Annotated in this window: 26 protein-coding genes and 1 pseudogene; 13 read left to right on the plus strand and 14 right to left on the minus strand. The window is 71.9% G+C overall.

The features are described from left to right. Positions 1 to 44 precede the first annotated feature (44 nt). The 4 genes from K4G64_RS11550 to K4G64_RS11565 form a co-directional block, all read right to left on the minus strand. On the minus strand, positions 45 to 398 hold the full coding sequence (locus K4G64_RS11550; protein ID WP_221755936.1) for a UBP-type zinc finger domain-containing protein: 354 nt from the start codon (positions 396 to 398) through the stop codon (positions 45 to 47). Beyond that, complete coding sequence (locus K4G64_RS11555) at positions 395 to 1,840, minus strand: ATP-binding protein (RefSeq protein ID WP_221755937.1); 1,446 nt, start codon at positions 1,838 to 1,840, stop codon at positions 395 to 397. Before K4G64_RS11555 ends, K4G64_RS11550 begins: the two co-directional genes overlap by 4 nt. Further along, on the minus strand, positions 1,837 to 3,513 hold the full coding sequence (locus K4G64_RS11560; RefSeq protein WP_221755938.1) for an FAD-dependent oxidoreductase: 1,677 nt from the start codon (positions 3,511 to 3,513) through the stop codon (positions 1,837 to 1,839). The genes K4G64_RS11555 and K4G64_RS11560 overlap by 4 nt, the downstream gene beginning before the upstream one ends. Positions 3,514 to 3,619: 106 nt before the next feature. Then, a complete protein-coding gene (locus K4G64_RS11565; RefSeq protein ID WP_221755939.1) occupies positions 3,620 to 3,973 on the minus strand; it encodes a VOC family protein in 354 nt (117 codons plus the stop codon). A 62-nt stretch (positions 3,974 to 4,035) separates the two neighbouring features. Here K4G64_RS11565 and K4G64_RS11570 point away from each other — a divergent pair, with 62 nt between their 5' ends. Next, positions 4,036 to 4,917, plus strand: coding sequence for a universal stress protein (locus tag K4G64_RS11570; protein ID WP_221755940.1), 882 nt, complete (start codon positions 4,036 to 4,038; stop codon positions 4,915 to 4,917). A 13-nt stretch (positions 4,918 to 4,930) separates the two neighbouring features. Here K4G64_RS11570 and K4G64_RS11575 read toward each other — a convergent pair whose 3' ends face one another. The 3 genes from K4G64_RS11575 to K4G64_RS11585 form a co-directional block, all read right to left on the minus strand. Then, the gene (locus K4G64_RS11575) at positions 4,931 to 6,202 is read right to left on the minus strand and encodes a DUF4032 domain-containing protein (RefSeq protein WP_221755941.1); all 1,272 of its coding nucleotides are present in this window, start codon (positions 6,200 to 6,202) and stop codon (positions 4,931 to 4,933) included. 41 nt (positions 6,203 to 6,243) lie between these two features. Beyond that, positions 6,244 to 6,990, minus strand: coding sequence for an MBL fold metallo-hydrolase (locus K4G64_RS11580; RefSeq protein WP_221755942.1), 747 nt, complete (start codon positions 6,988 to 6,990; stop codon positions 6,244 to 6,246). A gap of 156 nt (positions 6,991 to 7,146) precedes the next feature. Continuing rightward, positions 7,147 to 7,773 (minus strand): alpha-ketoglutarate-dependent dioxygenase AlkB, encoded by a 627-nt coding sequence (locus tag K4G64_RS11585; protein WP_221755943.1) that lies wholly within the window; start codon positions 7,771 to 7,773, stop codon positions 7,147 to 7,149. 111 nt (positions 7,774 to 7,884) lie between these two features. Here K4G64_RS11585 and K4G64_RS11590 point away from each other — a divergent pair, with 111 nt between their 5' ends. Together K4G64_RS11590 and K4G64_RS11595 are read left to right on the plus strand one after the other, a co-directional pair. Continuing rightward, on the plus strand, positions 7,885 to 8,523 hold the full coding sequence (locus tag K4G64_RS11590) for a TetR/AcrR family transcriptional regulator (protein WP_221755944.1): 639 nt from the start codon (positions 7,885 to 7,887) through the stop codon (positions 8,521 to 8,523). A 17-nt stretch (positions 8,524 to 8,540) separates the two neighbouring features. Continuing rightward, the gene (locus K4G64_RS11595; protein ID WP_221755945.1) at positions 8,541 to 10,214 is read left to right on the plus strand and encodes an FAD-binding dehydrogenase; all 1,674 of its coding nucleotides are present in this window, start codon (positions 8,541 to 8,543) and stop codon (positions 10,212 to 10,214) included. 19 nt (positions 10,215 to 10,233) lie between these two features. On the opposite strand, the gene K4G64_RS11600 is transcribed toward K4G64_RS11595, so the two are convergent. From K4G64_RS11600 to K4G64_RS11610, 3 genes are all read right to left on the minus strand, one after another. Beyond that, positions 10,234 to 10,584, minus strand: a complete 351-nt coding sequence (locus K4G64_RS11600; RefSeq protein WP_221755946.1) for a DUF488 domain-containing protein — start codon at positions 10,582 to 10,584, stop codon at positions 10,234 to 10,236. A 167-nt stretch (positions 10,585 to 10,751) separates the two neighbouring features. Next, positions 10,752 to 11,006 carry a WhiB family transcriptional regulator gene (locus K4G64_RS11605; protein ID WP_030844076.1) on the minus strand — a complete coding sequence of 85 codons (255 nt, stop codon included), beginning with the start codon at positions 11,004 to 11,006 and terminating at the stop codon, positions 10,752 to 10,754. Positions 11,007 to 11,109: 103 nt separating this feature from the next. Further along, entirely contained in the window at positions 11,110 to 12,327 is a 1,218-nt protein-coding gene (locus tag K4G64_RS11610; protein WP_221755947.1) for a saccharopine dehydrogenase family protein, read from the minus strand. A gap of 103 nt (positions 12,328 to 12,430) precedes the next feature. Between K4G64_RS11610 and K4G64_RS11615 the strand changes: the two genes are divergently transcribed. Continuing rightward, positions 12,431 to 13,138 carry a TetR/AcrR family transcriptional regulator gene (locus K4G64_RS11615; RefSeq protein ID WP_221755948.1) on the plus strand — a complete coding sequence of 236 codons (708 nt, stop codon included), beginning with the start codon at positions 12,431 to 12,433 and terminating at the stop codon, positions 13,136 to 13,138. Between the two features lie 3 nt (positions 13,139 to 13,141). Here K4G64_RS11615 and K4G64_RS11620 read toward each other — a convergent pair whose 3' ends face one another. Beyond that, entirely contained in the window at positions 13,142 to 14,041 is a 900-nt protein-coding gene (locus K4G64_RS11620; RefSeq protein WP_221755971.1) for a LysR family transcriptional regulator ArgP, read from the minus strand. Between the two features lie 69 nt (positions 14,042 to 14,110). On the opposite strand from K4G64_RS11620, the gene K4G64_RS11625 reads away from it, so the two are divergent. Next, positions 14,111 to 14,728 carry a LysE/ArgO family amino acid transporter gene (locus K4G64_RS11625; RefSeq protein ID WP_221755949.1) on the plus strand — a complete coding sequence of 206 codons (618 nt, stop codon included), beginning with the start codon at positions 14,111 to 14,113 and terminating at the stop codon, positions 14,726 to 14,728. An 83-nt stretch (positions 14,729 to 14,811) separates the two neighbouring features. Beyond that, complete coding sequence (locus tag K4G64_RS11630; RefSeq protein WP_221755950.1) at positions 14,812 to 16,104, plus strand: MFS transporter; 1,293 nt, start codon at positions 14,812 to 14,814, stop codon at positions 16,102 to 16,104. 4 nt (positions 16,105 to 16,108) lie between these two features. On the opposite strand, the gene K4G64_RS11635 is transcribed toward K4G64_RS11630, so the two are convergent. The 3 genes and pseudogenes from K4G64_RS11635 to K4G64_RS11645 all read right to left on the minus strand — a co-directional run bounded on the left by K4G64_RS11635 (position 16,109) and on the right by K4G64_RS11645 (position 18,603). Next, positions 16,109 to 16,564, minus strand: coding sequence for a cyclic nucleotide-binding domain-containing protein (locus K4G64_RS11635; protein ID WP_221755951.1), 456 nt, complete (start codon positions 16,562 to 16,564; stop codon positions 16,109 to 16,111). A 277-nt stretch (positions 16,565 to 16,841) separates the two neighbouring features. Next, positions 16,842 to 18,312, minus strand: a pseudogene (locus K4G64_RS41035) (aminotransferase class I/II-fold pyridoxal phosphate-dependent enzyme). Between the two features lie 69 nt (positions 18,313 to 18,381). After that, positions 18,382 to 18,603, minus strand: coding sequence for a hypothetical protein (locus tag K4G64_RS11645; protein ID WP_221755952.1), 222 nt, complete (start codon positions 18,601 to 18,603; stop codon positions 18,382 to 18,384). A 267-nt stretch (positions 18,604 to 18,870) separates the two neighbouring features. Between K4G64_RS11645 and K4G64_RS11650 the strand changes: the two genes are divergently transcribed. The 7 genes from K4G64_RS11650 (at position 18,871) to K4G64_RS11675 (ending at position 22,869) form a co-directional block, all read left to right on the plus strand. After that, positions 18,871 to 19,305 (plus strand): ATP-binding protein, encoded by a 435-nt coding sequence (locus K4G64_RS11650; protein ID WP_221755953.1) that lies wholly within the window; start codon positions 18,871 to 18,873, stop codon positions 19,303 to 19,305. A 200-nt stretch (positions 19,306 to 19,505) separates the two neighbouring features. Continuing rightward, complete coding sequence (locus K4G64_RS11655) at positions 19,506 to 20,369, plus strand: RNA polymerase sigma factor SigF (protein ID WP_221755954.1); 864 nt, start codon at positions 19,506 to 19,508, stop codon at positions 20,367 to 20,369. Between the two features lie 30 nt (positions 20,370 to 20,399). Beyond that, positions 20,400 to 20,663, plus strand: coding sequence for a DUF5133 domain-containing protein (locus K4G64_RS11660; protein WP_221755955.1), 264 nt, complete (start codon positions 20,400 to 20,402; stop codon positions 20,661 to 20,663). A 136-nt stretch (positions 20,664 to 20,799) separates the two neighbouring features. Beyond that, complete coding sequence (locus K4G64_RS40100) at positions 20,800 to 21,102, plus strand: ANTAR domain-containing protein (RefSeq protein WP_308122335.1); 303 nt, start codon at positions 20,800 to 20,802, stop codon at positions 21,100 to 21,102. A 5-nt stretch (positions 21,103 to 21,107) separates the two neighbouring features. Next, complete coding sequence (locus K4G64_RS40105; RefSeq protein WP_260460339.1) at positions 21,108 to 21,479, plus strand: hypothetical protein; 372 nt, start codon at positions 21,108 to 21,110, stop codon at positions 21,477 to 21,479. 90 nt (positions 21,480 to 21,569) lie between these two features. Further along, positions 21,570 to 22,406 (plus strand): DUF1206 domain-containing protein, encoded by an 837-nt coding sequence (locus K4G64_RS11670; protein ID WP_221755956.1) that lies wholly within the window; start codon positions 21,570 to 21,572, stop codon positions 22,404 to 22,406. 28 nt (positions 22,407 to 22,434) lie between these two features. Then, positions 22,435 to 22,869: a hypothetical protein gene (locus K4G64_RS11675; RefSeq protein ID WP_221755957.1), complete on the plus strand. Its 435-nt coding sequence runs from the start codon at positions 22,435 to 22,437 to the stop codon at positions 22,867 to 22,869. Positions 22,870 to 22,892: the final 23 nt, after the last annotated feature.

Below are 22,892 nucleotides of genomic sequence, written 5' to 3' on the forward strand. Positions count from 1 at the left end.
CGGACACAACCCGCGGCCACCGCCGGACAGCGAGCCCCGACCTCCTAGGCCCGCAGAACCTTCGCCCAGTCCGCCGGCACCCGCCCCGCCGGACCCGGCACGGGCTGGTCGGCCGGGTGGCTCACCGGTGCGGCCAGCTCCGGCCCGCCCTCGTACAACTCGTTCGTCGCATAGTGCCAGTACCAGTCCTCACCCGGCTCGAAGCTCTGCACCAGGGGATGCCCGGTCTCCCGGAAATGCCCCGTCGCGTGCTTCGCCGGTGAACTGTCACAACACCCCACGTGCCCGCACTGCGCACACCGCCGCAGGTGGAACCACCACCCCCCGGCCGCATCGCACTCCGCGCACCCGCTGCCGCTCGGCGGCACGCTCGGGTCGATGCCGTTCTCGCCACTCATGCAGACTCCTCCTCCACCGCTGTCAGCGGAAGCAGTACCTGGAAACGCGTGTCACCCGGCTCCGACTCCACCTGGATGCTCCCGTGGTGCTTGTTGACCACGATCCGCCAGGAGATGTCGAGCCCGAGCCCGGTCCCCTCACCCACCGGCTTGGTGGTGAAGAAGGGGTCGAAGATCCGCCCCCGGTCCTCCGCCGGGATTCCGACGCCCGTGTCACGGAACTCCACCAGGAGCCGGTCGTGGTGGCGGGCCGTCCGCACGGTCAACGTCCCCTCCCCGCCCGCGCTGTTCATCGCCGCGACCGCGTTGTCGATGAGGTTCGTCCACACCTGGTTGAGCTCGGCGGGGTACGCGGGGATCCTCGGCAGCGTCCGGTCGTAGTCCTTGACGACCTTGATCTGCTTGCCGATCTTGCCCGACAGCATCAGCAGGGTGGAGTCGAGGAGTTCGTGCACGTCGGCATTCTGGAAGGGCGCCCGGTCGAGCTGCGAGTACTGCTTCGCCGCGTCGACCAGATGCGAGATGCGGGTGGTCGAGTCGTTGATCTCGTCCATCAGCAGCTCGGTCTCGACGGTGTAGTTGAGCCAGCCGATCGCGCTCGGCAGGATGTCCTCGTCCACCGCCGCCGCGATCTGGTCCAGCCAGTCCACGTCGAGACCGGCCTGCACGAACGTGGGCGCGATCCGCCAGCCCTCCTCGATGCCCTGGTCGTCCAGCCAGTCGGTCACGGCGTCCTCCCGGTCGGAGGCCTCCAGCGGACTCAGCACCGGTGCCTTCGCGACCCGTTCGGCCGTGCGCTCCTGGATGTCGATGAGGTTGGCCATGACCTCGGGGGAGTAGGAACCCTGCGCGATGATCGCCAGCTTGTGGCGCATCTTGCCGACCCGCTCCCGCAGCGTCGCGGTCGCCCGGACGGCCGCCGCGGCCGGGTTGTTCAGCTCGTGCGTCAGACCGGCGGACAACGAGCCCAGCGCCAGCAGCCGTTCACGCTGCCCGATGGCCCGCTGAGTGCTCTTCGAACCGAAGAACAGCCCCTCCAGCAGATGCACCGCCATCGGGAACCACTCCTGCATGATCCCCGCGAAGGTGTCGGCGGGCAGCACGAAGAACCGCGTCGGCTCCGTGACGCGCATGGAGTTGTTGTAGACCTGCCGCACCCGGTCGCCCAGGTACGCCTGCATGGACCCCGCGTACACCCCCCGCTGGGAGGTCCGGGTCACCTCCACGTCGTCCCCGCCGACCCGGCGGTACAGCACCACCGAGCCCTCGAGCATCACGTAGAAGCAGGTGGCGGGCTCGCCCTCGGTGTACACCGGGCCGGGCTCGAAGCGCTCCACCCGCCCCTCGCTGCACAGCCTGCCGAGCTGCTCGGGCGTGAGCTTCTCGAACAGGAACAGCGCCCCGATCTCATGCGGGTCGCAGGGTGCCGCCTGCCCGCTCACGACTGCTCCAGATACCGGTGGACGAGCATCACGGCCATGGCTCCCTCTCCGACGGCGGACGCGACCCGCTTCGCGGACTCGGAGCGGGCGTCACCCGCCACGAACACGCCGGGCACATTGGTCTCCAGGTGGTACGGCGGCCGGTCCAGCTCCCAGCCCTCCGGCGGACGGCCGTCCGCGCTCAGGTCGGGCCCGGCGAGGATGAACCCACGCTCGTCCCGCAGCACCGTGCCGTCCAGCCAACCGGTCAGCGGTGCCGCGCCGATGAACACGAACACCCACTGCGCGTCGACCTGTTCGGTCTGTCCGCTGTCCACGTCCCGCAGGGTCAGCCGCTCCAGCCGGCCGTCGCCGTGCGCGGCCTCGACGACCGTGCGGGACCGGACCTGGATGTTGGAAGACTCCTCGATCTGCTGGATCAGGTAGTGCGACATCGACGCCGACAGCGACTCCCCGCGCACCAGCAGGGTCACCGACTTGGCGCCCCGGGACAGATACATCGCCGCCTGCCCCGCGGAGTTGGCGCCGCCGACGATGTACACGTCCTGGTCCTGGCAGGACGGGGCCTCCGTCAGGGCGGACCCGTAGTACAGACCGCAGCCGGTCAGGTCCTCGCAGCCGGGCGCCTCCAGCTGCCGATAGGACACGCCGGTCGCGAGGATCACGCTGTGCGCGGCGACCGCCGAGCCGTCGGAGAACCGCACGATCCGCGCGGCGCCGTTGACCTCCAGGGCCGTCACCTCGCGCGCGGTGAGGATCTCGGCGCCGAACTTCGCCGCCTGCCGCCGTGCCCGGTCGGTGAGCTGCGCCCCCGACACGCCGTCGGGGAAGCCCAGGTAGTTCTCGATGCGCGAGCTCTGCCCCGCCTGCCCGCCGGTCGCGGACCGCTCCACCAGCACGGTCCGCAGCCCCTCGGAGGCGCCGTAGACCGCCGCGCCGAGCCCGGCCGGGCCGCCGCCGATGACGACCAGGTCGTAGAAGTCGGCCGTCGGGGTCGTCGCCAGACCGACCCGGGCGGCGAGGTCCACGGCCTCCGGCTCGACCAGCGGTGTCCCGTCCGGCGTGATCACCACCGGCAGCCGCAGCCCGTCCTCGCCGGCCGCGGCCAGCAGCCGCCGCCCCTCCGGCTCGTCGGAGGAGTACCAGCGGTAGGGCACCTGGTTGCGGGCCAGGAACTCCCGCACGTCCGAGGAGCGCGACGACCACCGGTGCCCCACGACCTTGGTGCTGGGCACGGGCCGGAAGTCACTGGTCCGCCAGGCCTGGAGCAGATCGTCGAGGACCGGGTAGAGCTTCTCCTCGGGCGGGTCCCACGGCTTCAGGAGGTAGTGGTCGAGGTCGACGACGTTGATCGCGTCGATCGCGGCGTTCGTGTCCGCGTAGGCGGTCAGCAGCACGCGCCGCGCGCCCGGGTAGACGTCCAGGGCCTGTTCGAGGAACTCGATGCCGTTCATCTGCGGCATCCGGTAGTCGGCGAGGATCACCGCCACGAGATCGCCGCGCAGCTTCAGCTCGCGCAGCGCGTCCAGCGCGGACGCGCCGGACTCCGCCCGCACGATCCGGTACGACGCGCCGTAGCGCCGCCTCAGGTCCCGGGCCACGGCCCGGGAGACACCCGGGTCGTCGTCCACGGTCATGATGACGGTCCGCGCCGTATCGGCGGCCTGTGCCATGCGTCCCCCACACCGGGCGGTCGACTCACGGCACGGCGTCCCGGGGCACCGCGCCGACCTTCGCCCATCGTATGTTCGATCGCGGTGCCGTGCCCGGACATGGGGATCAGCTGTGGGAGGCGCCCAGCACGCAGAACTCGTTGCCCTCCGGGTCGGCGAGCGTCACCCACGGCTGCTCGCCCTGCCCGATGTCGGCGTGCCGCGCACCGAGCGCCAGCAGCCGCGCCACTTCGGCCTTCTGGTCGTCGGGCCGGAAATCGAGGTGGAGACGGTTCTTGATCGTCTTAGGCTCCGGCACCGAAGTGAAGAGCAGTCCCGGCGTCCGGTCCGCGGTGGGACGGATCTCGAACTCGTCGGGTTCGTCGTTCACCACCACCCAGCCGAGTGCTTCGGCCCACCAGCGGCCCAGGGCCTCGGGGTCGGCCGAGTCCACCATTACCTGTTCCCACTCCAGTGACATGCGGGCAGTGTAGTGAAGACTGATCATGAGCACGTAGTGATTTCGACGAGGGAGACAGCCGGATGACACGCCCGATCACCGCAGGGGTCGACGGATCGCAGGAGAGCCTCGCCGCCCTGGCGTGGGCGGCGAGGGAGGCCGTGCGGCGCGGCCTGGCGCTCCGGGTGGTGCACGCTTGGCGGGCCCACCCCCAGGAGGTGATCGAGGCGGGGATCGCCGGGGACGCGGACAGCCAGGCCCAGTGGGTGCACGGCGCGGTGACCGAGGCCGTCGGGACCGTCACCGAACGGCATCCGGACCTCGCGGTGACCACCGATGTCGTCGAGGGCCCGGTGGCCGACACCCTGGTCGCCTCCGCGGCGGACGCCGAGATGCTGGTCCTCGGCTCGCGCGGGCACGGTCGCATCGTCGGCTTCCTGCTTGGCTCGGTCGGCCAGCAGGTGATCGCGGCGACCACCCGGCCCGTGGTGCTCGTCCGGGCCGGAGATCAGCCCTCGTCCGAGGCGGCCGGACGGGAGGTCGTCGTGGGTCAGCAGGGCGACCCGGAGGACAGCGCCGACGCGCTGCGCTTCGCCTTCGAGACGGCCGCCGCGCGCGGGGCGACCGTGCGGGTCGTACGCGCCTGGAACCTGCCGCCCGTCTTCGCCTACAGCCCGGGCTCGCTGAAGCTCCTCGACGAGGCCGGGGGACTGGAGCCGTACGAGAGGAAGAGCCTGGCCGCCGCGGTCCGGCCGTGGCGGGAACGCTTCCCCGACGTGCCGGTCGAGGAGCACGTGGAGATGGGCAGCGCGAGCCAGGTGCTGCTGTCGGTGGCCGGGACGGCCCAGCTGATGGTCGTCGGCCGCCGGGCCCACCGCACGGCCGTCGGGGCCCGCATCGGCTCGGTGGCCCACGGGATGCTGCACCACGCCGACTGCCCGGTGGCGGTGGTGCCGCACGCGTGAGGGCTCCGGCTCGTCACTCCGCCGTCGGCTGAAGGCTCCTGCTCGCCTTGGGCAGGATGTTCGCGATGTAGTCCTCGACGGCGGTCTCGAGGCCGATGTCGTGCTGGGCCTGCTCGGACATGTACCAGCGGTGTTCGAGGAGCTGGTGGTAGATTTCCGCCGGCTCCATCGCGCCGCGCAGTTCGGGCGGCACGGCCCGCACGGTCGGCCGGAACACCTCCCGCACCCAGCGGTGGGCCAGCACCTCGGGGCGGGCGCCATGGGGGTCCCCCCTGTTCGAGCGAAGCCGAGAACTTGGGGGAGGATCGCCGGGCGCGTAGTCCTCCTGGGTCGCCATCCAGCTCTCCAGGTCGTTCAGCAGCCGCCGGGCCTGGTTCTCCTCGGTGTCGAGACCGGTCAGGCGCAGCAGCTGGCGCTGGTGGTGGCCGGCGTCGACGACCTTGGGCACGAAGCTGACCGTGTCGCCGTTCGAGGCGTGCTCGATCTGCATCTCGGCGACATCGAAACCGAGGTCGTTCAGGCGGCGGATCCGGCGTTCTATGTAGTGGTACTTGCCGGCCGGGTAGACGGACGCCCGGGTCAGCTCGTCCCACAGGCCGCGGTAGCGGGCGCAGATCTCCGTGCCGAACTCGATCGGGTCCACGGACGGGTGCAGCGCCCCGGACGCCTCCAGGTCCAGCAGTTCCCCGCTGATGTTCACGCGGGCGAGGTCGAGGTCGTAGTCCCGCTGCCCGGTGCTGAGCTGCGGGTGCAGGTCACCGGTCTCGGCGTCCACGAGATACGCGGCGTAGGCGCCCGCGTCGCGCCGGAAGAGGGTGTTGGACAGGGAGCAGTCGCCCCAGGCGAACCCGGCCAGGTGCAGGCGCACCAGCAGCACGGCGAGCGCGTCCATCAGCCGGTGCATGGTGGCGGGCCGCATGGTCGTCTCGAACATCGAGCGGTACGGCATCGAGCCGCCGAGGTGCCGGGTGACCAGGACGCTCTCCAGCGGGGCGCCGCTCGCGTCGGTGCGGCCGGTGACCACGGCCAGCGGGTCCACCGCGGGGATGCCGATCCGGTCGAGGTCGCGCAGCAGCTCGTACTCGCGCAGCGCGGGCCGCTCGGCCAGCTCCTTGACGGCGATCACCTCGTCACCGGCGCGGGAGTAGCGCACCACGTGCCGGGAGATGCCGCGGGGCAGCGGGACGAGGTACTCCTCGGGCCAGTCCTCCAGCGGCAGGTGCCACGGCAGTTCCAGCAGGAGCGCGGGGTGCTCGGGGTTGGTCGCGTTGATCTGCAGTGCCATGCGCCCGGTGTCCTTGTCTCGCTGCCGACCGTCGCCTCACTCTAAAGGGCGAGGTCCCGGGCCCGCCGAGCGGCGTCGCGCACCGGCCCGCGGTGCACCGGCCCGTGCCCGGGGAGCAGCAGTTCGCCCTCCAGCTCCGCCAGGACGTCCAGCGAGGCCAGGGCGCGGGGCCGCTCGTGGTGGAACATGTCCGGCAGCAGCTGCGGCCCCTCCACCCGCGAGGTGGGGTGCCCGCTGACCAGGGCGTCCCCGGAGATCAGCACCCCGGTGCCGGGCAGGTGGTAGGCGCAGTGCCCGTCGGTGTGACCCGGGGTGTGCACCGGTACCGGCCGCCCGGGCAGGTCCAGCGCGCCCGCCGTCGGGAAGGCCTGCGGCGCGGTGACCGGGACGGGAGTCGTGCCGCCCGAGCGCAGCGCGTGCACCGCCCAGGGCAGCACTCCCGGCCGCCAGCCGTTGCGCAGCACCGTGCCGACGGACACCTGGTGCAGGAACTCCCGGCGCGCGTGCGGCACTTCGGCCTCATGCAGATATACGGGCTTGCCGTACGTGGCGCGCAGGTACTCCGCACTGCCCAGGTGGTCGTTGTGCGCGTGCGTGATCAGCACGGCCGCCACCGCCTCCGGGGAACTGCCCACCTGCGCGAGCGAGGCGAGGACCTGGTCCCGGTCGCCGGGGTAGCCGGTGTCGACCAGCGTGACGGCGTCCCCCTCCGTGAGGATCACCCAGTTGGTGTTCGACCCGTGCACCAGGTAGGTGCCGTCCGCGACTTGCTGTACGTCCGTTCGCATGATCGCCCGCCTCGTGTGGTCCCGGTACCGGCCCGACGGGAGAAGAAAAGCAGATCCCGCAGCGGACGGAATCGCCGGGTCCGCCGCAACGGAGCCGGGCGGCGGGGGTGTTCACCTGCCCGGTGCACGCCGTGCGGCAGGGCGTTCGGACCGCCCTCAGCCCACGCCGCGCGGACGGAACTGGATGCTGATGCGGGGTTCCGTCGCCCGGGCGCTCTTGGGGATCGAGTGCTCCCAGGTGCGCTGGCAGGAGCCGCCCATCACGACGAGGTCGCCGTGGCCCAGGGGACGGCGCACGGTGTCCCGGCCGCCTCGCATCGGGCGGAGCAGCAGGTCACGGGGTGCTCCGACCGAGAGGATCGCGACCATCGTGTCCTCGCGCGCCCCGCGTCCGATCCGGTCGCCGTGCCAGGCGACGCTGTCCCGGCCGTCGCGGTAGTAGCACAGCCCGGCGGTGGCGAACGGCTCGCCCAGCTCCTCGCCGTAGTGGGCGCTCAACGCGTCCCGTGCCTCGGCCAGCACCGGGTGCGGCAGCGAGTCGTCCGCGCCGTAGAACGCGAGCAGGCGGGGGACGTCGACCACGCTGTCGTACATCTTGCGCCGTTCCGCCCGCCACGGGACCTCGGCGGCCAGTCGTTCGAACAGTTCGTCCGAGCCGCCGAGCCAACCGGGCAGCACGTCGAGCCAGGCGCCGAAGCCGAGGTGGGTACGGCTGATCCCGTCCAAAGAGCCGAGGCGGAGCTCGTCGGCCTGGTCGAAGAGGGAGCCCTGGAGGTGGTGCATGCCGTCAGCGTACCCCTAAATCGAAAGTTTGTTCCATGAGAGATCCGCTGCCCCACCCTTTCGATACACCGGTGTATCCAATACAGTCCCGTATCGAAAGGAGGGCCGGGCATGGCTGTCGAGGGAAGTACCGGGCGCGTGACCAGGCGCCGTGTCCACACCCGCGCCAACCTCCTGGACGCGGCGTTCTCCGTGTTCGCGGCCAAGGGCTTCGGGCACGTCTCGATCGAGGAGGTCTGCGAGGCCGCGGGCTACAGCAGGGGCGCCTTCTACTCCAACTTCTCCAGCCTCGACGAGCTCTTCTTCGCGCTCTACCGCGAGCGGGCCGACCTGATCGCCGAGCAGGTCTCCGGCGCCCTGGCCCTCGACGGACCCGACCTCGACGTGCCCGCCGCCGTCGACCGCGTCACCGACGTGCTGCTGCTCGACCGCGACTGGCTCCTGGTGAAGACGGATTTCCTCGTGCACGCCGCCCGCGACCCGGAGGTGGCGCGCAGTCTGCTCGAACACCGGGCGCGGCTGCGGCGGGCCATCGCCGAGCGGCTGGGCCGGGCCCGCGGGCACACCGCGCTGCCCGCCGTCCTGGGGGACACGGACGGCGCGGCCCACGCCGTGGTCGCCGCGTACGACGGCGTCACCACGCAACTGCTGCTGGACCGGGACCTGGACCACGCCCGCGGCTGGCTGAAGCAACTGCTCACGGCCCTGCTCACCGATGGCAGCGGCACCCTCGATCACACGAAGAACTGAAGAAGGGAACGGTCGCCATGGATGCCGATGTCATCGTCGTCGGAGCGGGCCTCGCCGGCCTGGTCGCGGCGCACGAACTGACCAGCAGGGGCCGGCGGGTCGCCCTCGTGGACCAGGAGAACGCCGGCAATCTCGGCGGGCAGGCCTTCTGGTCCTTCGGCGGGCTGTTCCTCGTCGACTCGCCCGAGCAGCGCCGGCTGGGCATCAAGGACTCCTTCGACCTCGCCTGGAGCGACTGGCGGGGCAGCGCGGGCTTCGACCGGCTGGAGGACGAGGACTCCTGGGCCGTGCGCTGGGCCCGCGCCTACGTCGAGTTCGCCGCCGGGGAGAAGCGCTCCTGGCTCGAGGGACACCACATCAAGTTCCTGCCCACCGTCGGCTGGGCCGAGCGGGGCGACCTCACCGCGCACGGACACGGCAACACCGTGCCCCGCTTCCACATCGCCTGGGGCACCGGCACCGGCGTCGTCGAACCGTTCGTGCACTACGCCCAGCAGGCCGCCCGCGACGGCCTGCTCACCTTCCACCACCGGCACCGCGTCGACGCCCTCGTCGTCGAGGACGGCACCGCCACGGGCGTGCGCGGCACGGTCCTGGCCGACGACCCCTCACCCCGGGGCGTCGCCTCCAGCCGCGACGCGATCGGCGAGTTCGAACTCACCGCCCAGGCCGTCGTCGTCACCAGCGGCGGCATCGGCGCGAATCACGACATCGTCCGCCGCCACTGGCCCGAGCGCCTCGGCACCCCGCCCCGCGAAATGGTCACCGGCGTCCCCGCCTACGTCGACGGGCGGATGCTCGACATCAGCGCGGCCGCGGGCGTCCGGCTGGTCAACCGCGACCGCATGTGGCACTACACCGAGGGCCTGCGGAACTGGGACCCGATCTGGCCCGGCCATGGCATCCGCATCCTGCCCGGACCGTCCTCCATGTGGTTCGACGCCCTCGGCCGCCGCCTGCCCGGGCCCTGCCTGCCCGGCTACGACACCCTCGGCACCCTGGAGCACCTGCGCACCACCGAGGACATCGCCGGGTACGACCACTCCTGGTTCATCCTCACCCAGAAGATCATCGAGAAGGAGTTCGCCCTGTCGGGCTCCGAGCAGAACCCCGACATCACCGCCAAGGACCGCGCCGGATTCCTCAAGGAACGCATCCTCGGCAGGGGCGCGCCCGGGCCGGTCGACGCGTTCCTGCGCAAGGGCGCCGACTTCGTGACCGCGTCCACCGTCGAACAGCTCGTCGCGAAGATGAACGACCTCACCGACAAGCCGCTCCTCGACGCGGCCGGGATCAAGCGCCAGATCGAGGCCCGCGACCTGCAGATCGCCAACCCCTACGCCAAGGACGCCCAGGTCCAGGGCATCCGCAACGCCCGCCGCTACATCGGCGACCGCCTCGGCCGCGTCGCCACCCCGCACCGCATCCTCGACCCGGCGGCCGGCCCGCTGATCGGGGTCAAGCTGCACGTCCTCACCCGCAAGACCCTCGGCGGCATCCAGACCGACCTGGACTCCCGCGCCCTCGGGACCGACGGCAAGCCGGTCGAGGGGCTGTACGCGGCCGGCGAGGTCGCGGGCTTCGGCGGCGGCGGTGTCCACGGCTACAACGCGCTGGAGGGCACCTTCCTCGGCGGCTGCCTCTTCTCGGGCCGGGCGGCGGGCCGGGCGGCGGCGAAGCAGACCGCCTGACGAACGCGGGCCCGTCTCCTCAGCCTTCGAGGAGGCGGGTCAGCACGGTGGCGTGGCTCTGCTCCGGCGTCTTCGACGCGGTCAGCAGGGTCACGTCGCCCTTACGGACCAGATCACGCACGCTGTCGAGCGCCTCGGCGGCTTCGTCGGAGGCGAGCTCCGCCTCGTACCGCTCGGCGAACTCCTCGTAGGAGCCCTCGCCCGCGTGATACCAGCGGCGCAGCTCCGTCGACGGGGTGAGCGCCTTCGGCCACTCGTCCACCCGGGCCGCGTCCTTCGCCAGTCCGCGCGGCCACAGCCGGTCGACCAGGACCCGCACCCCGTCGTCCGGCTCGGCGGGATCGTAGACACGGCGCACGCGCACGCTCATGAACAGCTCCTTTCCGCGGCGACACGAACAAGCGCGATGACACGGACACGCGCGATGACACGGACACGCGCGATACGGACACGTGCCGCGAGCCTGACCCCGGCCGGACGCCCGCACCCCTGGGGACCGCTGCGGTGCAGCCGGGTCCCCAGGGGTGCGGGCCGATGTCAGCCGGAGCGGCGGCGGGCGGCCGTGCGGCGCTTCAGCGCACGCCGTTCGTTCTCGCTCGTCCCGCCCCAGACGCCGATGGACTGACCCGTGTCCAGGGCCCATTGCAGACACTGCTCCTGCACCGGGCAGCGCCGTCGGCACACCGCCTTGGCCTGCTCCGTCTGCAACAGAGCCGGGCCAGAGGTGCCGATCGGGAAGAAGAGCTCGGGGTCCTCGTGCCGACAGGCAGCGTGGTCTCGCCAGTTGTCCATCGAAGTCACCTGCATCGCAGTAGAAACGTGCTCTCTCGTCTGCTTACTGCTTTTCGGGTGACCTGTCGATGCGCGCTGAAACAGGGCGTTCCCGGACAGTCGTTCACTGCTCCCGCATCCCCCAGGGGGAGCCGTAGTCGGTCAGCAGGTCCAGGAACGGCCGGGCCGGGAAGGCCTCCGGGCCGAGCACGCCCGCACCGGACCAGGCGCCCGTGGCGAGGAGTTCGAGCGCGACGACGGGGTTGATCGCCGTCTGCCACACCACCGCCTGGGAGCCGTACTCCGCCATCGACCACTGGTTGTCGACCACGTGGTAGAGGTACACCTCACGCGGCTCGCCGTCCTTCACGCCGCGCACCCAGGTGCCCGCACACGTCTTGCCGTGCATCCGCTCACCGAGGCCGGCCGGGTCGGGCAGGCATGCGGCGACCACGTCCCGCGGCGAGACCTTCACCGGTCCGTCCGGCCCGGGCACGGCCACCGGGTCGGTGCGGTCCAGACCCAGCAGATGCAGCGTCTTCAGCGTCTCGACGAACTCCCGGCCCAGGCCGTACTTGAAGGTGACCCGCCGGGCGTCGACCCAGCGCGGGACGAGCAGGACCTCCTCGTGCTCCACGTTCACGCACTCGACCGGGCCGATGCCCTCGGGGAAGTCGAAGACCTCGGGCTCGCTGAACGGTTCGGTGGTGAACCAGCCTTTGCCCGTCTCGTAGACGACCGGCGGGTTGAGGCACTCCTCGATGGTGGTCCAGATGCTGAAAGAAGGCGCGAAGTCGTAGCCGTCGACGGTCAGGTTCGCGCCGTCGCGAATGCCGATCTCCTCGATCTCGTCGAAGAGTTCGTCGGCGGCGTACCGTGCGAAGACGTCCGACAGGCCCGGCTCCACGCCCATCCCGACGAGGGCCAGCAGCCCCTCCCGCTCCCAGTCGGCGGCCTGCGTGAACTGCTCGTCGCCGAGCTTGACCCCGCACTCCTCGTAGGGCCGCTCGGCATGCGGACGGGACAGCGACATCGCCATGTCGAGATAGGTGGCGCCCGCGGCGCGGGCCGCGCGGAACAGCGGCATCACGAAGCGGGGGTCGGTGGCGTTGAGCAGGACGTCGCAGCGGTGCCACTGGAGAAGACGGGCCACGGCCGCTTCGTCGCCCGCGTCCACCTGCTCCGCGGTGAACCGCGCGTCGCCGCCCAGGGCCGCGACCGCCGCCTCGGCCCGGTCCGGGTCGTAGTCCGCCACCACCATCGCCTCGAAGAACGGCCGCCGGGCCGCGATCCGGGTGATCGCCCCGCCCACACCACCGGCGCCCACGAGCAGTACACGCATGACAGAAACTCCCTATGTGCGAAGAACGTGACGCGTCCTTGCAGAGATGAAACGCCGCCCCGTGTCATAAGGTCAATGGCGTTGGCATAAGGAGGGAGACGTCGTGCCCAAGCCCGTGGTGCCCGAGGAGAAACGTCGCCGGCGCAGGCCCACCAGGAGCGGGACCGTGCTGTCCGAGGAGCTGATCGTCGAGACCGCGCTGCGCATGCTGCGCGAACACGGCAGCGCCGGACTGACCGCCCGCCGGCTCGGCCTCGCCCTGGACGCCGACCCGAGCACGCTCTACCGGTATTTCCGCGGCATGGACGACCTGACCCTCGCCATCGGCGACGCGCTCATCGGCCAGGCCCTGGCGGGCTGGCGGCCCACGGGGGAGTGGCGGGCGGACCTGCGGTCCTTCGGGCTGCGCATCCACGCCGCCTACCTCGCCCATCCGCAGGCCGCCCTGCTCACCACCAACCGCGTCACGGGCAGGGCCCACGAGCTCGCCGCGGACGAGGCCGTCCTGGACGTCCTGCGCAGGGCCGGTTTCCCCCTGCCCGACACCGTGCGCATCTACCACGCCTTCATCGACCAGACCCTGGCCTTCGCCGCGCTGGACGCAGCCTCGCTCGCCCTGCCCAGCGACTCGCTGCACGCCGACGAGGACATGTGGCGCTCGACGTACGCCCGCCTGCCCGCCACCACCCATCCCCGCATCGCCGAGGCGGCGCCCCTGCTCGCCACCCGGATGCTCACCAGCGCCTACCCGACGGCCCTGGAGATGCTGCTGGACAGCGCGGCGGCCCGACTGGAGGGCATCCGCGACTGAGCCTCAGCCCCGCAGCGCCTCCGCCGCGGTCGTCGTCACCGTGTCCGCGACCTGGGCCAGCGCCGGTGAGTCGAGCTTCCACTGCTGCCAGTAGAGCGGCACGTCGACCGCGCGGGCCGGGGCGATGCCGACGAGCCGGCCGTCGCGCAGCAGCGGATCCGCCTGGGGCTCCGGCACCAGGCCCCACCCCAGCCCGGCGGCCACGGCCTCGACGAACCCCTCCGAGGTCGGCACGTAGTGCCGCAGCGCGCTCGCGCCGCTCCGCCCCCGGGTGAGCCGGCGGACGAAGCCGTCCTGGAAGTCGTCACGCCGGTCGAAGACCACCACGGGCACCTCCGTGAGCACCTGCGCCAGAGGCCCGCCGTGATGGTGCGCGGCGAAGTCCGGCGCCGCCACGGGGAGGTAGCGCATCCGCCCGAGCGACCGCACGGAGCAGCCCGGCACGGGGTCCGGCGACGAGGTCACCGCGGCCATCACCACGCCCTCCCGCAGCAGGGCCGCCGTGTGGTCCTCGTCCTCGCGGCGCAACTCGAAGCAGAGCCGCGGCTCCTGCGGCACGCGCGAGAGCACCGGCAGGAACCAGGTGGCCAGCGAGTCCGCGTTCACTGCGACGGACACCCGGATCGGCTCGCCGGTGTCGGCCAGCCCCAGCTCCGCGTAGGCGTCGTGCTCCAGCCGTGCCACCTGGCGGGCCAGCCGCACCAGCACCTCACCCGACTCGGTCGGCCGTACCGGCTTGGTCCGCAGCAGCAGGACCCGCCCCGTGCGCTGCTCCAGCGCCTTCACCCGCTGGCTGATCGCCGACGGCGTCACATGCAACGCGGCCGCCGCCGCGTCGAAGGTCCCCTCGTCCACGACGGCGAGCAGGGTCCGCACCTGGTCCAGCGGGAGATCGGTAATCATCATGCGTGCTAATGATACGTAAGAATCCTTAGCTGGACCCGGATGGGACGCTTCCGTAGCGTCGACGCCATGACCAGCACCTTCACCGCCGGCGCCGCCGGTTTCGGCACCGGACTGTCCCTCATCGTCGCCATCGGCGCACAGAACGCCTTCGTCCTGCGCCAGGGAATCCGCCGCCAGGCCGTCCTCGCCGTGGTCGCCATCTGCGCCCTGTCGGACGCGGCGCTGATCGCGCTCGGGGTCGGCGGGGTCGGCGCGGTGGTGGTGAAGTGGCCGGCCGCCCTGACCGCGGTCGGCTGGATCGGCGGCGCGTTCCTGCTGGTCTACGGCGCGCTGGCCGCCCGCCGGGTACTGCGGCCCGGCGGCGACGCCCTGCGCACGGAGGGGGAGGCGGCCGGATCGGTACGCAGGGCCGTGCTCACCTGCCTGGCGATGACCTGGCTCAACCCGCACGTCTACCTCGACACCGTCTTCCTGCTGGGCTCCGTCGCCGCCGACCACGGCGAGCTGCGCTGGACCTTCGGCCTCGGCGCGGTGCTGGCCAGCCTGTGCTGGTTCACCGGCCTCGGGTTCGGCGCCCGGCTGCTCGGCCGTTTCCTCGCCAAGCCCGCCGCCTGGCGCGTGCTGGACGGTCTGGTCGCCGCCACGATGATCGTGCTCGGCGCCGTACTCATCGTCGGAAGCTGACACCTCGGCCGCGGGGCACCGGCAGGCTGGTGCGATAGTGATCCACGCCCGGAAAGATGTAGCGAGCATCGAGGAAGCGGCGCGTGGACGCGAGCGAGAGCACCACCGAAGAGCGGGAACCCGAACCGCAGGCACCCCGCCGCCGGGGCCTGCGGCGCTGGGCCATGGACACCCGCCCCCTGCGCCGTCCCGCCTACCGGCGACTGTGGGGCTCGACCATCGTCACGGCCGTCGGCAGCCAGCTCACCGCCGTCGCCGTCCCCAAGCAGATCTACGACCTCACCGGCTCCTCGGCATGGGTCGGCGCCGCGAGCCTGGCCGGCCTCGTGCCCCTGATCGTGTTCGCGCTGTGGGGCGGGGCGATCGCCGACACCATGGACCGGCGCAAGCTGCTGTTGATCACCAACAGCGGCATCGCCGTCACCTCCCTGCTGTTCTGGCTCCAGGCCTTCGTGGGCCTGGAATCGGTGGGCGCCCTCATGCTGCTGCTCGCCGTGCAGCAGGCCTTCTGGGGCCTGAACGCGCCGGCCCGCACCGCTTCCATAGCCCGGCTGGTCCCCGAGGACGAACTGCCCGCCGCGGGCGCCCTCGGCTCGACCGTGATGCAGACCGGGCAGGTGGCGGGCCCCCTGCTCGCCGGCGCCCTCATTCCCGTCATCGGGCTGCCCGAGCTGTACCTCATCGACGCCCTGGCCCTGTGCGTGACGGTGTGGGCGGTGTACCGGCTGCCGGCGCTGCCGCCCCTGGCCGGCACGGCGGTGCGGCGCGCGGGCGTGAAGGAGATCGCCGCCGGATTCCGCTACATCTCCGGGCACACGGTGCTGCTGCTGTCGTTCCTCGCCGACATCATCGCCATGGTCCTCGGCATGCCCCGCGCCCTCTTCCCGCAGCTCGCCTCCCAGACCTACGCCCCGTACGGCGAAGGCCTCGCGCTCGGCCTGCTGTTCGCGGCGATCCCCATCGGCGCCGTGCTGGGCGGGCTGTTCTCCGGCACCTTCTCCCGGGCCCGGCGGCACGGCTGGATGGTGATCGGGGCGGTGGTCGCCTGGGGCGTGGCGATCGCGGGCTTCGGGCTGAGCCGCAACCTGTGGGTCGCGGTGGCGTTCCTCGCCCTCGCCGGGGTGGCCGACATGGTCTCCATGGTCTTCCGCGGGGCGATCCTGCTGTCCGCCGCCACCGACGAGATGCGCGGACGCATGCAGGGCGTGTTCACCGTCGTCGTGGCCGGCGGCCCCCGTCTCGCCGACGTGCTGCACGGCACCGCGGGATCCGCCTTCGGCCCCCGCACCGCCGTCGCGGGCGGCGGGCTCCTGGTCGTCGTGGTGATGCTGGTGCTGGCCGCCGCCGTACCGGCGCTGCGGCGCTACCGCGTCTGACGTCTCACAGCGCCCCGCGCCGGTGCAGGGTGTACTGCTCCATCAGCTTGCCCCGGGTCATCTCCAGCCGGTGCGCGAGCACCTCGGCGACGTTGCGCACCAGCATCAGCCCGAGTTCCGGCTCCTCCTCGCACAGCTTCAGTACGGCCCGCGCGTCGAACTCGTAGGCCCGCACCGGGCTGAAGGCCACCGCGCCGAAGTCCCAGACGTACGGCGGGAACAGCCACGACCAGCCGAGCAGGTCGCCCGCGCCGAGGCTGGCCACGGTCACCCGCCGCAGGGAGCTGACCTGCTGGTCCAGGGAGACCGCGCCGGAGCGGATGACCCAGAAGCGGTCGGCCGGGCCGCCCTCCTCGAAGATCCGGGCGTCCTCGGGAAAGGACACCTCCCGGGCGAGCGTCATCAGGCGCTGCCGCTGTGGCGGAGGCAGGGCGGTCAGGAGTTTGATCGCTTTGGTCATGCGGAGCTCCTCGCCGGGCGGTCGACTGCGGTGCTGTCCCCATCCCATTTCAGCGGCTGGTGGGGCCTTGGGCACCTCGGCGTACGAGACTTCTTGCGACGGACCGTCCGGGCATGAAAAAGCCCTGGCTGGACGGGGGAGACCAGCCAGGGCCGTACTGCGGTGATGCACGGAGGACGAGGGGTCGACTCCGTCACCACGTATGAGTGAACGATAAACCATCTAGCGGGGGTGTGCGCACCCAGGACCCGGTTGCGTGACCCGTTTCACTTCCGGGTCACTCCGCGAGCACCCGGATCGTCTCCAGCTCCGGATCCTCCGGGTCGGGCAGGTTCATGCCCGCGTCCAGCCCCGTCCGCAGGTACGCGAGCACCGGCTCCGTCAGGCGCTCGCCCGGGAGGACCGCGGGGATGCCCGGGGGATACGGCGTGATCATCTCGGCCGCGATCCGCCCCGCCGCTTCGGCCACCGGCGCGGACTCGGCCACGCCGAAGAAGGCGTCCCGGGGCAGCACCGCCTGCTCCATCCGCAGCTCCGCCGGGGAGGGCATCCTTCACCCGCGGCGCCCTGGGCAGGTCCGGCGCGACACGCGCGAGGTCCCGCAGCGCCTCCAGCAGCTGCCCGGTGGTCTCCCGGTCGTCGCCATGGGTGATCTGCGCGCCGATGCGGCGGTGGTCCACCAGGTGCACGTCGATGTGCCGGTGCTCGCGCAGCCAGTCCGCCGCCTGGAAGCCCGTGATCCCGAGTCCGGTGAGGTCGATGACGCCGGGCAGCGGGTCGAGGTCGTCGGACAGGCCGGGGCCGCAGAAGTCGTCCCGGTCGTTGACGTGCAGTCCGTCGATCTCCTCGATGGCGGCCCGGACCCCGGCCGCGAGGTCCAGCGCACCGCCCATCAGCTCCTCGCCGTGCCGTGCCATCTGCCGCCGCCAGCCGTCCAGGCCCGCGTAGATCAGCACCGACGGGCTGGTGGTGCCCAGCAGGTCCGCCCGCATCCCCAGGAGCTCCGGCGGCACCAGGTCGCCCTGGAGGTGGAAGACCGAGCCCTGCTCCAGACCGCTGCCCATCTTGTGGATGCTGGTCACGCAGATGTCCGCGCCCGCGTCCATCGCCCAGGACGGAAGATCCGGGTGGAACGGCAGATGCGCACCCCACGCCTCGTCGACGATCAGCGGCCGCGAGCGCCGGTGACAGACATCGGCGATGGCCCGCAGGTCCGCGCAACCGCCGTACGGCGTGGGACTCGTGACCAGCGCGCCGCGCGCGTCCGGATGCGCCTCGAAGGCCTGGCCGAACTCCTCGGCGGACGGGGGATGGGCGAGGTTCCGCTCGGCGTCCCACCGGGGCTCGACCCAGACCGGCTCGATACCGGAGATGATCAGCCCCGCCACCACGGACTTGTGGCGTCACGCCCGATCAGCAGCTTCTCGTGCGGCCCGGCGGCCGACAGCATCGCCGCCTTCGCCGACAGGGAACTCCCGCACGTGCTGAAGTACGTGTGTTCGGCGTGCACCGCGTCGGCCATCAGCTCCTGGGCCCGCTGCAGCACCCGGCCCCGGGTGAGCCGGTCGTCCAGACCGCCCGAGGCCAGCACGTCCCGGTGGAACACCGCGTCACCGAGGATCTCCCGGACCGCCGGATCGGCGCCGCCGGGCCTGCTTGTGCCCGGGGGGAGTGACCGACAGATGCCCCTTGCGTCGGTACTCGTCCAGGGCTTCCAGAACCGGTGCTCGCGTGTGGTCGGCAGTCATGCGCGCCGGGTCCCGGCGTGTGCCCCCGCAATCCGGCTGCCGCCCGCACGGGCACCGGCCTCAGCCCGGTCAGTCCTCCGGGCCGTGTTTGCCCGGGGTCACGATCTCGTCCAGGACCCGCAGCACCGCCTCGTAGGACATCTGCCGCACGGTCGCGTCCCGGGCTCCCTGCGGGTCGGTCGCATCCAGCTCCTCGCTCCTGGTCCGCCACGTCCGCTCCTCCTGCACCGCGCAATCCCTCGCCCGCCGGATACGCCGCAGCAACTCATCCGAATCCACCACATCGGTCATGCACACCGCGTACCCGCCCAGCCGCCGGAGATGGCACCGGCCCACGACCGTCCGAGGTGTTTTAGGCCTTCCGGCCGCACCCGAGGTTTGCAGTTGCGGGGAGAGGTGAGCCGAAGAGTACGACCGCGGCGCTCGCGCGGAGCGCCCCCCGGGCGCCGTGGCAGGTCGAGCGAGCAGGGGGTCCGTGAGTTCCGGGCGAGCCCGTGCGGGCAGCCATGGAACGCGGTCCGGGCCCGGTATCCGTCTGTGCTGTCAGGGAGCTGCAGAATGTGCGAGGAGCACATGATCGAATCCGTATTCGAGCCGCCCGGAGCTCACCGGGCCCGGCCGAGCAAACCCGCCGAGGCGCGCCGGGCCGTGGAGCGGGCCGTGGCCGAACGCTGCCGCGCCACCCACACCATGTGCGACACGGACGCCCTGTCCGACGCGCTGCTCGTCGTCTCGGAACTGACGACGAACGCGATCCTGCACGGTGGCGGTGTCACCGACTTCCAGGTGGACGTCGACGGCCCCCGTGTGCGCGTCTCGGTGAGCGACCGCAGCGACGCGCTCCCCGTGACCGTGCCGCGCACCGACCCGCACGGACGGCTGCGGCACGGAGGCCACGGCTGGCCCATCGTCTGCCGGCTCTCCCGTGACGTCCGGGTGTCGGACCTGCCCGCCGGGGGCAAGTGCATCACAGCCGTCGTACCCCTGTCCTGAACGCCCCGTGAACCGGTGCCCGACAGATTGCACTGCAAAGCGGAGTTTGTTCCCCCGGGTCAAGGGCAGACGCACATTCGTGCTTCGGACCGGAGGCGCCCCAGCGGGAGCGGTATCGCTACCCCGGAGGCCTCCAGGCGATCCGGGCGGCGACCTTCCCGCGGTCAGTCCCTGAAACCACCGTTCAGGAGCGAATCCGCATGCTCATCGAAACGCCCACCCATCGTCCCGGCACGCCCGAAACGACGACCACCGCTTCCCGTCGGCGTCACGACGACGCCCCCGACACAGCCGCCCTCTTCGCCCGGATGGCGGAACTGGACGAGGGTCCCGAGCGGGAGGCCGTCCGCGACGAACTGGTCACCCTGTGGCTGCCCATGGCCCACCGCATCGCCGGCCGCTTCCGCGACCGCGGCGAGTCGATCGAGGATCTCCGTCAGGTCGCCGCGCTGGGCCTGGTCAAGGCCATCGACCGGTTCGACCCGAGCCGGGGTGCCTTCGAGAGTTACGCCGTCCCGACCATCACCGGTGAGGTCAAGCGGCACTTCCGGGATCGCATGTGGGCCTTGCGGGTCCCCCGCCGTGTGCAGGAACTGCGCAACAAGGTGCGGGTGGCACGCCGCGAACTCACCCAGAACCCGGGCAGCCCCGAGCCCTCCGTGGCAGACCTCGCCACCCACACCGGCCTGACCGAGGAAGAGGTCAACGCCGGGCTCGAGGCCCTGGACAGCTTCAGCACCCTGTCGCTGGACGCCGAACTCTCGGCCGACGACGACGGCTACAGCCTCGCCGACACCCTCGGCGCGGCCGACTCCTCCTACGACATCGTCGTGGACCGCGAGTCCGCCAAGGAGGGCCTGCGCCGTCTGCCGGAGCGCGAACGGGCCATCCTCTACATGCGCTTCTTCGAGGACATGACCCAGAGCCGCATCGCCGACCACCTCGGCATCTCGCAGATGCACGTCTCCCGCCTCATCAGCCGCAGCTGCGCCCGGGTGCGCGACGAGGTCCTGGGGCAGCGGACGGGCAACCGGGGCAGCGGCGGTCCCTCCACGACGGCCTGACCACCCGACCCTTTTGAGGAGCGAACGACCATGCTGAGGCCCCACCCCACCGTGCTGCGCCGACTCGTCGACGAGTACGAGGCCCTGGCGGCCGCCGAGGCCGCCGACGGCCCGGCGGAGCCGAATCCCAGGGCACGCGACCTGGCGTACACGCTGTGCGTGTCCACCGGCACCCGGGACGTCAGGCGTGCCCTGGAGGCCGCTCACCAGTGGCTGGCGGCAGCGCCCGCACCGGCCCGGGAAACGGCCGCTCCGGAGACCGGACAGCGCATTCCGACCCCGGAGCCCGTCTGATGCGCGTGCCGGAGCCCGTCTGATGCGCGTGTGGTGCTGACGCGACGGGGAAGGCGAAGCGGAACGAGGGCCCGGCCGACGGCGGAAGCCGCGGCCGGGCCCGTTCGCGTCACGTCATCGACACCCAGGGAGTCCCGTGTCCACAGCCGGGCGGACACGGGCCCGGGCCCGTGTCCGCCCGCTGATCTCCCAGGTACAGGGCATCGTGCGGGAGCGGTACGCGCTGCCCGATGCGGAGAGCGCCTTCGCGCTGATGCAGTTGGCGTCGCAGCGGTACAACGTCAAGCTGCGCACCCTGGCCGGCTTCCTGGTGACCGCACCGCGCCCCGACGGGCCCGAGACGCTGTGGTTCCCGCGGCGCGTCCGCGGGCCGGAACCCGACCTGACGTTCACCCGGGCGCACCGGTCCGGGGGTCCGGCAGCCGCGGTGCCGTCCTGAAGGGCGTGCTGAGCTCCACGCTGGCGGTCGTCGGCCGCACGGTGACCTGGGCGACGTCCCGGGCGGCCTGCGCACAGGGCGTGCCGTCCTCACCGACGTGGCGCCAGGCCCGGCGGGCCATCCTCGCGGCGGGCAGCCGGGCCTGCCACAGCGTCCCGCTGACGACCGAGTCCGGGCTCTGCGTCGGCATGGTCTCGGCCCACGTGGACCGGACCCTGGGCGCACTGACCACGGCCCAGACCCAGACCCTCGACACCGTCGGCTGCCAGGCGGGCCGCTGGCTGGCCTGGCACGACCGCACGGTGGTCCTGGACGCCCTCGAGTACCTGCACACCCTCGGCCGCGCCGGCCGCGGATCGAGTTTCCGGCGGACCTGAGGCGGCACAGGAACCGGAACCCCCTGGTCCGGGGGCTGTGGAGGGTGTGTGAACGCCGACCCGGGGCATCCGCACTGCCGGGAGGTCGACATGAACACGAGTGCGATGGCACAGAGCGGTCGTTTCCGGGCCCGGCGGATGGCGCGGGGTTCGGTGACCGAGGGGGCGGCACGGGCGGGGTTCGCCGCCCGGGGCGTGATCTATCTGCTCGTCGGAGCGCTGGCCCTGCAGATCGCCTTCGGCGACACCGGCCGGCAGGCCGACCGCGGGGGAGCCCTGCAGGAACTGGCGCAGAAGCCCTTCGGAGCGGTGCTGCTGTGGGCGCTGGGCATCGGGCTCGTCGGCATGGCCCTGTGGCGGCTGTCCGAAGTGCTCTTCGGCTCGGTCGGCAAGGACGGCCGCAGCGCCCGCAAGCGGCTGATGGCGGCGGCCCGCTTCGTCTTCTACGTCTTCGTCGCCTACTCGGTGTTGACGTTCGCCGTCAGCCGCCACCAGAGCGGCGGATCCAGCGACCAGCAGTCCCGGGACGCCACGGCCAGGGCCCTGGAGATACCCGCCGGACAGTGGCTGGTCGGCGCCGCCGGCATCGGGATCGTGGTGGCGGGCGGCTGGATCGCCGTACGCGCGGTGCTGCGCAAGTACCACGACAAGCTCCGGCTGGGGCAGATGAGCCGGCGGACGCGGCAGCTGGTGGACGTCACCGGCGTGGCCGGCGGCGCCGCCCGCGGGCTGGTGTTCGCGGTGGCCGGGGTCTTCGCCGTGCGCGCCGCCATCGACTACGAACCCGACAAGGCCAAGGGCCTGGACGACACCCTGCGCACCTTCGCCGACACCCCGCTGGGCCCCTGGCTGCTGGTCTGCGTCGCGGCCGGGCTGGTGCTCTTCGGAGTGTTCTCGTTCGCCATGGCTCGGTGGCGACGCGTCTGAGCCGCGTTCTGCGGGGAACACGATGCCAATGAGCGATTCCGAGATTCCGCATGGCGACGGCCGGCCCGTGGACGCGTACCTGGACCTCCTGCGCATCCGGATGGACACGGAGGACTACCGCCTTCTGATGCGCGCGGTGGAACCCGTCCTCGAGGCGATCGAAGAGGAACGCCTGTCCAGCCTCGACTTCGCGCTCGATCCCGAGGGCGACGACGAATTGCCGCAGGAGGTCCGTGACGAGGTGGCCCTCGTCATCGCCACCGCCGTCACCGGCCGCCTGGACAACGAAGTGGTCGAACTCGACGTCGACGACACCGGGCCGGTCAGGATCGTCACGGACGCCACCACCGCGTCCGACCCCGTCCGCCTCGGCGAGATCGCCGACTACATCCGTGACCGGCACAAGCAGACCGAGGAACTGCGGGGCATCGCCAAGGTGAGCGGACTGCCCACGGACTTCTGACGGGCAGCCGCTCGCGCTCCTCG

Origin of the sequence: Streptomyces sp. WAC04114 (assembly GCF_019733245.1) — a bacterium.
Lineage (GTDB): Bacteria > Actinomycetota > Actinomycetes > Streptomycetales > Streptomycetaceae > Streptomyces > Streptomyces massasporeus_A.